General features: G+C 39.2%; 13 protein-coding genes. 7 read left to right on the forward strand and 6 right to left on the reverse strand.

What is annotated here, in order from left to right:
• The first annotated feature begins 13 nt into the window (after positions 1-13).
• Entirely contained in the window at positions 14-1153 is a 1140-nt protein-coding gene (solA, locus tag BN997_RS15885; RefSeq protein ID WP_042533654.1) for an N-methyl-L-tryptophan oxidase, read from the forward strand.
• Between the two features lie 49 nt (positions 1154-1202).
• Here the strand turns inward: solA and BN997_RS15890 are convergent, their stop codons facing one another.
• The 5 genes from BN997_RS15890 to BN997_RS15910 form a co-directional block, all read right to left on the reverse strand.
• Positions 1203-2192: an ABC transporter ATP-binding protein gene (locus BN997_RS15890; RefSeq protein WP_042533655.1), complete on the reverse strand. Its 990-nt coding sequence runs from the start codon at positions 2190-2192 to the stop codon at positions 1203-1205.
• Positions 2189-3178, reverse strand: coding sequence for an ABC transporter ATP-binding protein (locus BN997_RS15895; RefSeq protein WP_042533656.1), 990 nt, complete (start codon positions 3176-3178; stop codon positions 2189-2191). Before BN997_RS15895 ends, BN997_RS15890 begins: the two co-directional genes overlap by 4 nt.
• A 4-nt stretch (positions 3179-3182) precedes the next feature.
• The gene (opp4C, locus tag BN997_RS15900) at positions 3183-4103 is read right to left on the reverse strand and encodes an oligopeptide ABC transporter permease (RefSeq protein WP_042533657.1); all 921 of its coding nucleotides are present in this window, start codon (positions 4101-4103) and stop codon (positions 3183-3185) included.
• 17 nt (positions 4104-4120) lie between these two features.
• Positions 4121-5077: an ABC transporter permease gene (locus BN997_RS15905; RefSeq protein WP_042533658.1), complete on the reverse strand. Its 957-nt coding sequence runs from the start codon at positions 5075-5077 to the stop codon at positions 4121-4123.
• Positions 5078-5262: 185 nt separating this feature from the next.
• Positions 5263-6987, reverse strand: a complete 1725-nt coding sequence (locus BN997_RS15910) for an ABC transporter substrate-binding protein (RefSeq protein ID WP_042533659.1) — start codon at positions 6985-6987, stop codon at positions 5263-5265.
• Positions 6988-7286: 299 nt separating this feature from the next.
• On the opposite strand from BN997_RS15910, the gene BN997_RS15915 reads away from it, so the two are divergent.
• From BN997_RS15915 to BN997_RS15920, 3 genes are all read left to right on the forward strand, one after another.
• Entirely contained in the window at positions 7287-8033 is a 747-nt protein-coding gene (locus tag BN997_RS15915) for a sulfite exporter TauE/SafE family protein (RefSeq protein WP_042533660.1), read from the forward strand.
• Between the two features lie 204 nt (positions 8034-8237).
• Positions 8238-8393, forward strand: coding sequence for a hypothetical protein (locus BN997_RS23275; RefSeq protein ID WP_175297053.1), 156 nt, complete (start codon positions 8238-8240; stop codon positions 8391-8393).
• A 422-nt stretch (positions 8394-8815) separates the two neighbouring features.
• Positions 8816-9760: a bile acid:sodium symporter family protein gene (locus tag BN997_RS15920; RefSeq protein ID WP_042533661.1), complete on the forward strand. Its 945-nt coding sequence runs from the start codon at positions 8816-8818 to the stop codon at positions 9758-9760.
• Between the two features lie 43 nt (positions 9761-9803).
• Here BN997_RS15920 and BN997_RS15925 read toward each other — a convergent pair whose 3' ends face one another.
• Complete coding sequence (locus BN997_RS15925; RefSeq protein WP_042533662.1) at positions 9804-10133, reverse strand: hypothetical protein; 330 nt, start codon at positions 10131-10133, stop codon at positions 9804-9806.
• A 311-nt stretch (positions 10134-10444) separates the two neighbouring features.
• On the opposite strand from BN997_RS15925, the gene BN997_RS15930 reads away from it, so the two are divergent.
• The 3 genes from BN997_RS15930 (at position 10445) to BN997_RS15940 (ending at position 12755) form a co-directional block, all read left to right on the forward strand.
• The gene (locus tag BN997_RS15930; protein WP_042533663.1) at positions 10445-11257 is read left to right on the forward strand and encodes a transporter substrate-binding domain-containing protein; all 813 of its coding nucleotides are present in this window, start codon (positions 10445-10447) and stop codon (positions 11255-11257) included.
• A 125-nt stretch (positions 11258-11382) separates the two neighbouring features.
• Positions 11383-12033 (forward strand): amino acid ABC transporter permease, encoded by a 651-nt coding sequence (locus BN997_RS15935; RefSeq protein ID WP_175297054.1) that lies wholly within the window; start codon positions 11383-11385, stop codon positions 12031-12033.
• Positions 12033-12755 (forward strand): amino acid ABC transporter ATP-binding protein, encoded by a 723-nt coding sequence (locus BN997_RS15940; RefSeq protein ID WP_042533665.1) that lies wholly within the window; start codon positions 12033-12035, stop codon positions 12753-12755. Before BN997_RS15935 ends, BN997_RS15940 begins: the two co-directional genes overlap by 1 nt.
• Positions 12756-12824 lie beyond the last annotated feature (69 nt).

Here is a 12824-nt window from a genome sequence, read left to right on the forward strand (position 1 = left end):
GAGGGAGCTCAAAATGGAATACGATGTGATTATTATTGGTGCGGGATCCATGGGGATGTCGGCAGGCTATTATTTAACAGAAGCGGGCCAAACAGTGGCGCTTATTGATTCCGATGACCCTCCGCATGAAGAGGGTTCTCATCATGGGGAAACAAGACTGATCCGTCATGCCTACGGAGAAGGCGGAAATTATGTTCCATTGGCATTACATGCACAAAAGCTGTGGGAAGAGCTGGATGAGAAAACGGAGGAACGCATATTTTTAAAGACTGGTGTTCTAAATTTTGGTGCAAAAGGAAATGTGTTTTTGGAGACCGTTCAAAAATCAGCAGAGGAATATCAGCTTCCGCTGGATGTCATGACAGCAGAAGAAATTAACAATCGCTGGCCGGGATTTCAATTAGATGCTGACGCTGTCGGCTATTTTGAGAGAAATTCGGGCGTATTGTTCAGTGAAAATGCTGTTCGCGCCTATCGGATCTTAGCAGAAAAAAATGGTGCGGATTTATATACAAACAGATCTGTTCAAGCAATTGAAACAACAGCTGATCAAGTTACAGTAAAATTAACCGATGGCGAAATAAAAGGGAAGAAGCTACTTATCTCTGCCGGAAAGGGTACCAATCAAGTGACAAAGCTGCTCGATATCTCGCTGCCTCTTACGCCTGTGCGGAAGACATTTTCCTGGTTTACGGCAGCTGAAGTAGCGAATTATACGGAAGAATCGTTTCCGGGCTGGGGACATGTTGACCAGGAAAGTACATATTATGGTTTTCCGAGTATCGATAGCGCCGGATTGAAAATTGGCAGACATGATGCAGGGCATCCTTTAGAGGACCCGGGAGAGCTGGCTCCGTTTGGAACATATTCTGAAGATAAACAGGAGACACTTGCCTTTGCGCGTAAGCATTTCTCGAAGGATATAGACCTTAAAGAAGGCAGGGTGTGTACATATACAAACACACCTGATGAAGATTTTATTATAGATTATTTGCCGGGGCATACCAATATTGTCGTTGCCTGCGGATTTTCCGGTCATGGTTTTAAATTTGCCAGCGGAATTGGGGAAAGCTTAGCCAGGTTATTAACGGATAGGGAACTGGCAGTGAGTTTAGAAAGCTTCCAGCTAAATAGATTTGATGGGTATCAATAGAATGAAAACAAAGGTGCATCCGCTTGTTTAATAGGATACACCTTTGTTTTTAAGTATTTGCTTTCTCTTGATCTACTAAATGACAAGCTACAAAATGCCCTGGCTCTCTTTCCTTGAATACAGGTGTTTCATTTTTACAAATATCCATAGCAAATGGACAGCGAGTATGAAATTTGCATCCGGAAGGGGGAGATGCGGGATTAGGCAAATCTCCTTTCAACAAAATACGTTCGCGCCGTTTGGTCGGGTCAGGAATAGGAACCGCAGACAGCAATGCTTTTGTATAAGGATGCTGCGGGTTCTCGTATAATTGATCCCTGCTGGCCAGTTCCATCATGGTACCCAAATACAGTACACCTATCCGGGAGCATAGATGCTCTACCACACTTAAATCATGAGAAATAAATAGATAGGATAAGTTTCTTTTTTCCTGCAGTTCTTGAAAAAGGTTAATAATTTGCGCTTGTATGGATACATCTAGTGCGGAAACTGGCTCGTCCGCTACAATAAATTCCGGGTTCATAATCATCGCACGGGCGATGCCGATTCGCTGACGCTGACCGCCGCTGAATTCATGCGGATATTTATTGATATGGTACGTCGGCAGTCCGCATAGTTCCATTGTTTCCATCACTTTTTCCTTCACATTCTTTTTTGTTGCTAAGCCGTGGTCCAGTAAAGGCTCTGCAAGGGCATCGCCAATCCGTAACCGCGGATTTAAAGAGCTGAATGGGTCTTGAAAGACAAATTGCATCTTCGTACGCAAGTGACGCATTTCTTTTTTATCTAATTCAAAAACATTTTTTCCATGATATTTGATTTCTCCATTGGAAATATCTTGAAGGCGCAGAATTGATTTACCAATGGTGCTTTTCCCGCTGCCAGATTCTCCGACTAGTCCAAATGTTTCTCCTTCTTTAATATGAAAAGTTACATTATCAACGGCTTTGATATACTCATTGTTTTTACTAAACATTTTTTCTTTTGTTTTATATTTTTTCTCGAGCTGATGGACTTGAATAAGCGATTCCTGCGTCATTTGTGTACCACCTCATTTTCGTAAAGCCAGCAGGCGACTTTATGTTCACTGCTGTCATCGCTTTTTAGCTCGGGTGTTTGCTGTGTGCAAATCTTCATGCAGTGTTCACAGCGGTCAGCAAAGTAGCAGGAGGGCTTTAAATCAACCAGCTTCGGAACCTGCCCTGGAATGGTATACAGTTTTTTCTTTCGGGATCCGAGGACGGGCTTGGCTTGCAATAAACCCTTTGTGTAAGGGTGCTTCGGATTAGCAAATATCTCTTCCACCGTGCCTTGCTCAACTACTTTACCGGCATACATTACTACAACCCTGTCTGCTACTTCAGCTACGACACCAAGATCATGTGTGATCAGCAGCATGGACATATTTGTTTCTTCCTTTAAATCCTGTAATAAATTCAATACCTGTGCTTGTATCGTGACATCGAGCGCTGTTGTCGGTTCATCTGCAATAAGCATCTTCGGGTCGCAGGCAAGGGCAATGGCAATCATTACGCGTTGAAGCATGCCCCCCGACAATTGATGCGGATAGGATTTGATAATTTGTTCACCGCGTCCAATACCAACCATTTTTATCAGTTCAAGTGATTTCTTTGTTGCTTGTTTTTTGGAAATCGCCTGATGCTCTAATAAGACTTCTGTCATTTGTTCTCCTATTGTCATAACAGGGTTTAGGGAAGTCATTGGCTCTTGAAAAATCATAGATAGCTCATTTCCCCGAATTCTGCGCATATTTCCTTTCGAAAGCTTGGTGAGATCTTTACCTGCTAAATTTATTTCTCCTTCTACCTTTGATGTATCGGGAAGCAGCCCCATAATAGACATGGCTGTAACACTTTTTCCACATCCTGATTCTCCGACGATGCAGACAGTTTCTCCTTGATAAACGTCAAAGTTGATTCCATCCACAGCTTTTACCAATCCGTCTTCTGATTGAAAGTGTGCTTTTAACTGATGAACGGATAAAAGCGGTTCTTGTTGTGCCATGTAATTACCTTCCTTTCATGTTTGGATCAATGGAGTCGCGCAGTCCATCGCCTAATAGATTTACCGCAATAACCGTAATGAAAATGGCTACACCAGGAGGAATCCAAAGCCATGGTCTGTTGGTAAAATCGATTAACGTATTCGCTGTATTAATCATGTTTCCCCATGAGGCAGTCGGCGGGACAACACCCAATCCGAAGAAGCTTAATACCGATTCGCTTAAAATAGCTCCCCCGACACTTAATGTAGCCGTTACAATTAATAAAGGAACGACGTTTGGGAGAAGATGATTTAATACTTTTCGTTTATCACGCAGCCCCAATACTTCGGTTGCTACCATAAACTCTCTTTCTCTTAAACTGAGAACCTGGCTGCGGATCAATCGCGCGAGGCTCGGCCAGTTTACCAGACTTAACATAATCATAACAATATATAATCTTTGCTCTGCCGGCACCTGCCACTCTGACATAATAGCAGCCATGATAAAAAGAAGCGGAAGGCCGGGTAAAGTCATTAAAATATCAGCAATACGCATTACAATTTGGTCGATAATACCACCATAATATCCTGCTAGAATACCAAGAATGCCGCCAATTGTTACGGCCAGGAACATTGCCCCGATTCCGACAGTCAAGGAAATTCTGCCGGCCAGCATTAATCTGGTAAGTACATCTCTTCCTAAGTGATCCGTTCCAAGCCAGTGTGATAAATTAGGGGCCTGGTGAATAGCTTGCGAGTTAGTGCCAGCGGTCATATATGGGGAAAAGAAAGGCCCGACGAAACTGAATAAAAACACTAATAAAAGAATAAGTAATCCGGCAATAGCCATTTTTCTTTTTAAAAAACGTTTCAAAACTTCTTTCCATAAAGAAGATTTTTGAACAGTGTGACCTGATTGAATCATTTCATTACTTGAATAAGCCATTGTGCTCGCCCCCTCTACTATTTAACTCTGACACGAGGGTCAGCAATTCCATATAGAATATCTGCGATTAAATTACTAATAACAGTTAGTACAGCAATAAACATGGTAAAGCCCATTAATAAAGGGTAATCCCTTACAGAAAAAGCCTGCATATAGATAGCGCCGATTCCCGGCCAGTTGAAAATCTGCTCTGTGATAATTGCTCCGCTGAATAGTGCCGGAAGCTCAAAAGCAAATAAAGTGATGGCGGGGAGAAGGGCATTTCTTAATGCGTGTTTATAAATAACAACTTTTTCCTTCAACCCTTTTGCTCTTGCGGTACGCACAAAATCCTGTTTTACTACTTCCAGCATATTTGTTCGGAAATACCTGGTCAGGCCGCCAATTCCAAGCATGGTCAAAACAATGACAGGAAGCACCATATGCTCTGCGATATCTTTTATACGGGCCCAACCAGTATAATCCGCTCCTGAAGTTGTCATACCGCCGGCAGGAAACCAGCCTAGGTCAACAGCAAAAAATTTAATAGCGATTAGACCGAGAAAGAAAGAGGGGATGGCCATTGCTCCGAAAACAAGAATCGTCACAAAGGAATCAAAAAAAGAATATTGTTTCGTTGCTGAGATAACCCCGATAACAAGTGCGATTCCCCATGTTAAGAATAAAGATGCAAAAGCAACGATAAAAGAGCTCCATATGTAATCATTAAGAACTTCCGTAACAGGTCGCTGGAATTGAAGGGAGTAACCTAAATCTCCCTGAAATAAATTTCCCAGCCAAATAAAGTAGCGGGTAATGGTAGGCTGGTCAAAACCGTACAGGGCATATAATTCCGCTTTTCTTTCCGCTGTTAAATTTGGATCTGTATCAATGAAATTACCTGGAATCAAGGAATACAAAAAGAAAATAAGAATAGATGCGCCAATCAGCGTTGGGATTAAATAAAGCAACCGTTTGACAAAATAATTGTTCATGTTGATGCCCTCCTTTTAACTCATGATTGATATAAGGCTGCAAATTTTAAAAAACAATATGTAAAAAGTTTTTATTTCTATAAAAAAGCAAGAAGATTCCTATCTAAGATGAAGACAGGAATCAACTGCTTTATATCATTGGACCTGTATGAATAATCACTGCTTAACTATTTATTCCGGTTTTATTATTCCGCGATTCGCAAAAGCTCCAAGCTTGGTGCAATGCCGCGAATGCCATTTGGTTCAAAACCTTCTACCCGTGCATTTGTACCTGCTAATACTTTATTATAATTAAGCAGGATCATCGGCGGATCCTCTTGCAGTTTTGCATACAATTCATGATAAGCTTCTGCGCGTTCGTCAATATCGCTGACAGCTACGGCAGCATCAATCAATTCATCCACTTCTGGATTATCATAACCTCGAAAGGTGCTGTCATTATATTCTGAGTGGAATGCCTCTACACCAATATGCGGATCTGGCTGCATCGTAGTGGAGAAAGATACAAGATCATGGTCTCCGTTATCTACGCGAGATAATAATGCATTGAAGTCCATTTGTTCAATTTGCAGGTCAACTCCAATATCACGGTAGTTTTCCTGTGCTAAAGTGACAAAAATATCATTTCCGCCGCTTCCATCTGTTGTAAAGAAATAAACTCTTAATTTCTCACCATCTTTTTCACGAATGCCATCAGATCCTTCTTCCCAGCCTGCTTCTTCCAGCAATCGTTTTGCTTCTTCCGGATCATATGGGAAAGCCTCAATCTCATCTGTGTGAGCCCAGGAAACAGGTGCAACAGGAACATTAGCTAATTCAGCATAGCCTTGGAACCGTGTATCGATGTACGCTTGACGGTCCAGCCCAAGATTGAAAGCAATACGGACATTAGGATCCTGGAAAATTTCAGATTCATGGTTAAATGCAACATAGCTGTAATTAGAAGACGTGTAAAGGTCAATATTTGCATAACCTAAAGACTGTAATAATTCGAAATTATCCTGATCTGCCGGGAAAGTACTATAATCTAATTCCCCAGTTTGGAAGAATTGCTGTGAATCTCCTTCAGAGGTTCTATAAATAAATGTATCTATTTCCGGCTCGCCATTATAGTAATGCCCGTTAGAAGTGAAGCGGATTTCTTCCCCTGGATTATAAGCTTCAAATTTAAACGGACCAGCACCGACTGGTTCTAGATGATAATCACTAATATAATCTAAATCACCTTTTGAATAATCAGCACCATAGTATTCTTCGCTGAGAATTTGACCGCCAAGCATGGTTAATGCTCTTGCATTGGGCTCCTCCAGCTGGAATTCGATTGTTTGGTCATCAATGACGTTTATGCCTTCAATTTCTTCTGCATTGCCTTCTTTGTAATCCAGTCCGCCGACTACATTGGCTTCAGTGATATCCGTGGAACCTGGATAGGATGGGTCATGAAGAAGCGTGATAGTAAATGCTACATCCTCTGCAGTAAAAGCTGATCCATCATCAAATTTTAAATCATCTCTTAAATGGTATGTATAAGTTAGTTCATCATCAGAAATTTCCCAATCTTCAGCTAGACGAGGGTAAGGTTCACCCGTTTCATCAATATCAACCAAGGGAGGGAACATAACGGATTGTACATTGCCATCATAACCGCTTGTATTAAAATATGGTGTAAATACACCGCCTGGTTCTTGCAGACCGACAACTACTGTATTGCCTCGATTAAGTGCTAGTTCTGGAGAGCTGTCCGGATCACTTGCTTCAATTTTTGTATCTTCTACAACATCTAATCCTTGTTCACCTTCTTCGGTTGGGGCAGCTTCACTTTCTTCGTCACCTCCCATTTCCGTATTACATGCTGCTAAAAATAAAATAAGTGCGGTAAACAAAATTAAATAGTACTTTGGAACTTTCATTGAACTTCCTCCCTGCATATAGTTTTAATGAATAACTATAATTTAACCTCATAAACCCGATAAGTCAACAGGGGATTTAAAGTAAGATTTTTCTGTTAATCTGATTTTTTATGAAAATATTGGGAGAAGCTAAGTATCGAAAGGTTTTCCGATTCAGAATAATTTTTAATTAGAACAGGAGAAGCAGTAGTAATACTTGTTTCAACAAGCCGGATTATTATATGCTTAACGCAGATTATTTTTTACTTAAACCACACGAAGCATAGAACGAGAATAATAGAATATAAAGGAGAAGAAGGATGTTAGAGCTCGGATCTCTGGATTGGATGCTGATTGGCCTGTGTGCTTTGCTGATAGGATTTTCTAAATCTGGTCTGCCAAACTTAGTTATTTTAGCAGTAACCTTAATTATGTTCGTCTTTCCAGCGAGAGATTCTGTCGGATTTTTGCTGCCGATGCTGTTAGCAGGTGATTTGTTTGCGGTTACATATTATAGAAGGAATGTGGTATGGAAATATTTAATCAGCCTGGTGACGTGGGTATTGATTGGGATTATTATGGGCTTCTTTGTTTTGCAGAATATTGATGATGCGCAGCTAAAACCGGTTATCGGTGTCATTGTATTAATGATGATTGCATTGAATTTTATTCGGCAAAAGCTGGGTTCCCGCTTTAATGAGATGCTTCCGAACTCGCTATTGTTTATAGTTTTTATGGGGATTCTTGGAGGATTCACTACGATGGTCGGAAATGCTGCAGGCGCGATAATGACTATTTATCTGCTGGTAAAAGGGCTGCCGAAAAAAGCATTTATTGGAACAAGCGCCTGGTTCTTTCTGACAGTAAATTTGATTAAATTTCCTTTTTATGTTCATCTCGATATGATTACGTTTGATACTTTCACTGTCAATATGATGATGGTGCCGATTATTTTAGCCGGCGCATCTGCCGGAGCAAAAATACTGAATTTTATTCCGCAGCGGGTATTCACCCTGTTGATTTTAATTTTCGCAACACTTGGCGGATTGAACTTGATTTTTAATTAAAAAATATATGAGAAACAGCCGTTATTCTGGAGGAGAGCAGTCGATTTTTATGGTTTGTATTGTATCTAAAAATAGTTCAATAACTTAAAAAGGGAAAGGTTCATACTTTCTTACGATTCAGACATAAATAGTTAATGAAGTACTGAAAAAAGGAAAAGAACAATCAAAGGATCCATTTATCTGGAATGAAAGGGTGGAGAGAATATGAATAGCAAAGATTCCGTAGTGAAAACTGGAGTTGGGTTCGGTTCTGTATTGGCTATAACTATCTCTTGGAGTGTAAATCAATCTATTCTATGGGCTATTATTCATGGTGTTTTTGGATGGCTCTATGTAATTTATTATGCATTAGTGAGATAAAAGAGACATGTATTTATGCAAAATATCACTTTATCAAAAATACGAAATCATTCAAATAATGAGTATTTTGGTATTTTTTAATGGATTTATGATTATAGGTATTGTTCAATTCTTAAATCGTTTTGAACACCACACTAACAGCCGATATCACTAACTCAAAAGGAGAGAGAAGACAAGATTTTTTCTTGTGTGAGAGTAAATGAAAATGGTCTGTCCTTTTTATTCAGTGATTTTTTACAAAAGGTCTAGACGTATTTATTTGATATTTGGTATGATAAAGAAATATCTTTTATTTCTTGCTAAAAAGGAGAAATGCAATGTGGCTTCCATTGAGTTCTTTCTTTCAGGGGATAGAAGATTGAATTATTTGAATTTTTATGATAAGAAGCCATTAATGAACGTATTTTTAGGAGGATTTGGAAGTGAAGATTTTAGAAAGAATCAGTGCCTTTGCAGGTAATACCTTTGCTTTATGGGTTATTTTATTTGCCATCGTCAGTTTTCTGTTTCCAGGCGGATTTACTTGGATTGCGCCGCATGTAAGTATTTTATTAGGAATTATTATGTTTGGGATGGGGTTGACACTTACACCTCAAGATTTCAAGGATGTATTAAAAGCTCCTAAAAGTGTATTCATTACTGTACTTGCACAATATATTATCATGCCGCTCTTAGCATATGGTTTGGCTGTTGTTTTTCAGTTGCCGCCTGAAATTGCAGTCGGTGTTATTCTTGTAGGGTGTTCACCTGGCGGAACGGCATCCAATGTCATTACATACTTAGCGAAAGGGAATACGGCCTTATCTGTATCCGCAACAACGGTATCCACTTTATTGGCGCCTGTGTTGACCCCGGCATTAACACTTCTATTGGCGAACCAATGGATGCCGGTTTCATTTAAGGATATGTTTATCCAAATATTACAGGTTGTCCTTGTTCCAATTATTTTAGGGTTTGTGATTCGGTTATTATTCAGTAAACAAGTAGAAAAAAGTATTTCTGTACTGCCGCTTGTTTCTGTGATTGGTATCGTCGCCGTCGCCGCAGCAGTTGTATCTGTAAATAAAGAGGCCGTAGCAACATCTGGATTACTTATTTTTGGTGTCGTTGTGCTGCATAATCTATTAGGATTGTTGCTTGGTTTTTCGATTGCCAGACTGTTTAAATTGAACTTTTCAGATCAAAAGGCAGTCTCTATTGAGGTTGGTATGCAGAACTCTGGACTTGCCTCCACCTTAGCATTAACATTCTTTTCCGCTACGCCGATAGCTGCTGTGCCAAGTGTGCTCTTTAGCATCTGGCACAATATTTCTGGTCCGGTGCTTGCCACATTCTGGTCAAAATATGATGATAAAACGAATCATTAACAAAAAATCTCTAGCAGATAGATATTCTATCTCTAGAGATTTTTTAATGTAAAGCGTTCATTTCATTCTTATTTATTTTTTCTCCATAGGCGGTTACCGTTCCATCAGATATTGCTTTTAATAGAATTTGTCCGTCCTCTAATGCACTGCTGGGGAGGATGGACGGAATAGGTCCTGAAATTGATTTTCCTTCTATATCATAAAAAAGGAATCCTTCTTTTTCATCCTTAATAAAAGCATTTACTTTCATGTTTGGGGGAATAAGCAGCGTTAATTTATCTGTATCATTCCAGATTACCTTCACTAATAATTTTTTTCTCTGTTTATTTTCAACAAATGCTTTCCATTTCAAAATGGAGATACTTTCTTCCATACGGATTCTTTCCTCCTGTGTAAATTGCCGGATCATTCACTTTCAAAAACAGTATAACAGATTCCGGTTATTTTTGCTTGAGAAACCTGAATTTGGGGATTTACCTATGAAAAAGAAAGGATTTCCGATGAATTCCAAGTTTAAAGAACGTAATCAGCGGGTGATGAGGTGAAATCACAAAATTTGCATATATTTTCTGAAATATGGGTTAATAATGAATTTTTAATAAAAATAGAATTTTGTTATACTTAGATGTATGGTACTTTATTTTATCCATATAAATGAAACTAATTCGTAGGGGGTATTTTTGGATGTTTAGTAAAAAGAAAACTTGGGTTTTCATGCTGGCACTTATTTTATTACTAGTTTTAGCTGCGTGTGGTGGTGGAGATGATACTTCAGGAGATGATGGGGAAGCAGACGCAGACAACGGTGATTATGATTTAAATGATTCGTACACTGTTGTAAGTGATAATTCTTTCGTTCCATTTGAATTTATGGAGGATGGGGAGCTAGTTGGTTTTGATATTGAATTAATTACTGCAGTTGCAGAAGAAGCGGGATTCGAAATTGATGGAGAAATTCAAACAACGAATTTCGATGGGATCATTCCAGGTTTACAAACAGGGCAATTTGAAATTGCCGTTGCTGGAATAAGTATTACGGAAGAACGAAAAGGTACAGTGGATTTCAGTGATCCTTATTATGAATCCGGTATCACCATTGCTGTCCCAGAGGATAATAAGGATATTAATAGTTTAGAGGATTTAGAAGGAAAAACAATTGCAACCCGGTTAGGATCTACCAGTTCACAATTTTTAGAGGAAAACCTGGAGGATAAGACCATTGATACTTATGAACAGCTGGATCAAGTATATATGTCAGTTGAAAATGGGAGTGCTGATGCAGCCGTATATGATCTTCCTAACGTAGAGTACTATATTGCAACAACTGGTGATGGATTAAAAGCAGTTGGTGATACTTATCAGGCAGAAGATTATGGTATTGCAATTTCAAAAGGAAATGAGGAATTAGTAGCTGCGATTAACGATGCATTGGCAACGTTACATGAAAACGGAACATATGATGAGATCTATGATAAATGGTTTGGCGCTTCGGAGTAAGAAATAAAGCAACAAATGCTTAATTGAAAAGCGAACCATTAGTGCAGTTGACTTGGCAGGGATAAAATAAGGAGCTGGCAATCTTATGCACGGCTCCTTATTTTATGTACCAGAGAGGTGAGGAAATGTTTGATTTTACACAGGTAATTGATTTTTTACCGCAGTTAGGTAAAGGCTTATATTATACGCTATTAATTTCTATTATTGGCTTATTAATTGGTTTTGCTTTAGGCGCTATATTCGGTTTAGGCAGGATATCAAAAAATAAATTCTTTTTTATTATTGCATCTATTTATGTAGAAGTTATTCGAGGCACACCGGTACTTGTTCAAGCTATTTGGATTTTCTTTGCATTACCAATTATTACCCAGTACAATATGGATTCCATTACTGCCGGAGTTGTTGTTATTGCGATAAACTCTGGAGCATATATTGCAGAAATCGTTCGCGGATCGGTTGATTCGATTGATAAAGGGCAAATGGAGGCTGGACGTTCTTTAGGACTAAATAAACACCAGACAATGCGTTATATTATCTGGCCACAGGCTTTTAAGCGAATGATACCGCCGCTTGGTAATCAATTTATTATCAGTATTAAAGATACCTCCTTATTGTCTGTTATATTAGTTCCAGAATTAATGTTCCAGGGCAGATATATAGCATCGAATCATTTTAACGCAGTAGAGATTTATACAACAGTAGCTTTGTTTTACTTAGTAATTAATTTCAGTCTGTCCTTATTGCTGCGTTATATAGAAAGAAGGTTGAAGTATTGATGATTACAGTGCAGGATTTACACAAGCGTTTTGGAGATAATGAGGTTTTAAAAGGAATTCATTGTGAAGTGGAAGAAAAAGAAGTCGTGTGTGTGATTGGGCCCAGCGGATCAGGTAAGAGTACGTTTTTACGGTGTCTTAATTTATTAGAGGAAATTACAAGCGGAGATGTGATTGTAGACGGCTACAATATAAGGGATAGGGCAACAGATATTAATATGATTCGAACAGAAGTTGGAATGGTTTTTCAGCAGTTTAATCTGTTTCCGCATAAAACGGTGATTCAAAATGTGATGCTTGCACCTCAAAAGGTTCGGAAGCTTTCTCCAAAAGAAGCAAGGCAAAGGGGAGAAGCTTTATTAGAAAAGGTGGGACTTGCTGAGAAAGCAGATCAGTATCCGTCCCAATTATCCGGAGGACAGCAGCAGCGTGTAGCGATAGCAAGAGCTCTTGCTATGGAACCGAAAATGATGCTTTTTGATGAACCAACCTCTGCACTTGATCCGGAGCTTGTCGGTGAGGTTTTGGAGGTAATGAAGCAGCTTGCGAAAGAAGGCATGACAATGGTGGTGGTCACACATGAAATGGGATTTGCCAGAGAGGTTGCGGATAGAGTATTATTTATGGATGAAGGTATTATTATGGAAGAAAATACACCGGATATCATTTTCAATAATCCAGAGTCTGAGCGAACTAAAGACTTCTTAAATAAAGTTTTATAATTATAGAAGAGAGCTGGTTTCATGATTCCTCCAATCATCGGTAAACCTGCTCTTTTTATTTCCTCCCAA

The sequence above is a fragment of the Oceanobacillus oncorhynchi genome (assembly GCF_000821065.1).
GTDB lineage: Bacteria > Bacillota > Bacilli > Bacillales > Amphibacillaceae > Oceanobacillus > Oceanobacillus oncorhynchi.

Coding starts and splice junctions, on each gene's coding strand:
- solA (WP_042533654.1), top strand. CDS start 14: ATGGAATACGATGTGATTATTATTGGTGCGGGATCCATGGGGATGTCG.
- BN997_RS15890 (WP_042533655.1), bottom strand. CDS start 2,192: ATGACGCAGGAATCGCTTATTCAAGTCCATCAGCTCGAGAAAAAATAT.
- BN997_RS15895 (WP_042533656.1), bottom strand. CDS start 3,178: ATGGCACAACAAGAACCGCTTTTATCCGTTCATCAGTTAAAAGCACAC.
- opp4C (WP_042533657.1), bottom strand. CDS start 4,103: ATGGCTTATTCAAGTAATGAAATGATTCAATCAGGTCACACTGTTCAA.
- BN997_RS15905 (WP_042533658.1), bottom strand. CDS start 5,077: ATGAACAATTATTTTGTCAAACGGTTGCTTTATTTAATCCCAACGCTG.
- BN997_RS15910 (WP_042533659.1), bottom strand. CDS start 6,987: ATGAAAGTTCCAAAGTACTATTTAATTTTGTTTACCGCACTTATTTTA.
- BN997_RS15915 (WP_042533660.1), top strand. CDS start 7,287: ATGTTAGAGCTCGGATCTCTGGATTGGATGCTGATTGGCCTGTGTGCT.
- BN997_RS23275 (WP_175297053.1), top strand. CDS start 8,238: ATGAATAGCAAAGATTCCGTAGTGAAAACTGGAGTTGGGTTCGGTTCT.
- BN997_RS15925 (WP_042533662.1), bottom strand. CDS start 10,133: ATGGAAGAAAGTATCTCCATTTTGAAATGGAAAGCATTTGTTGAAAAT.
- BN997_RS15930 (WP_042533663.1), top strand. CDS start 10,445: ATGTTTAGTAAAAAGAAAACTTGGGTTTTCATGCTGGCACTTATTTTA.
- BN997_RS15935 (WP_175297054.1), top strand. CDS start 11,383: ATGTTTGATTTTACACAGGTAATTGATTTTTTACCGCAGTTAGGTAAA.
- BN997_RS15940 (WP_042533665.1), top strand. CDS start 12,033: ATGATTACAGTGCAGGATTTACACAAGCGTTTTGGAGATAATGAGGTT.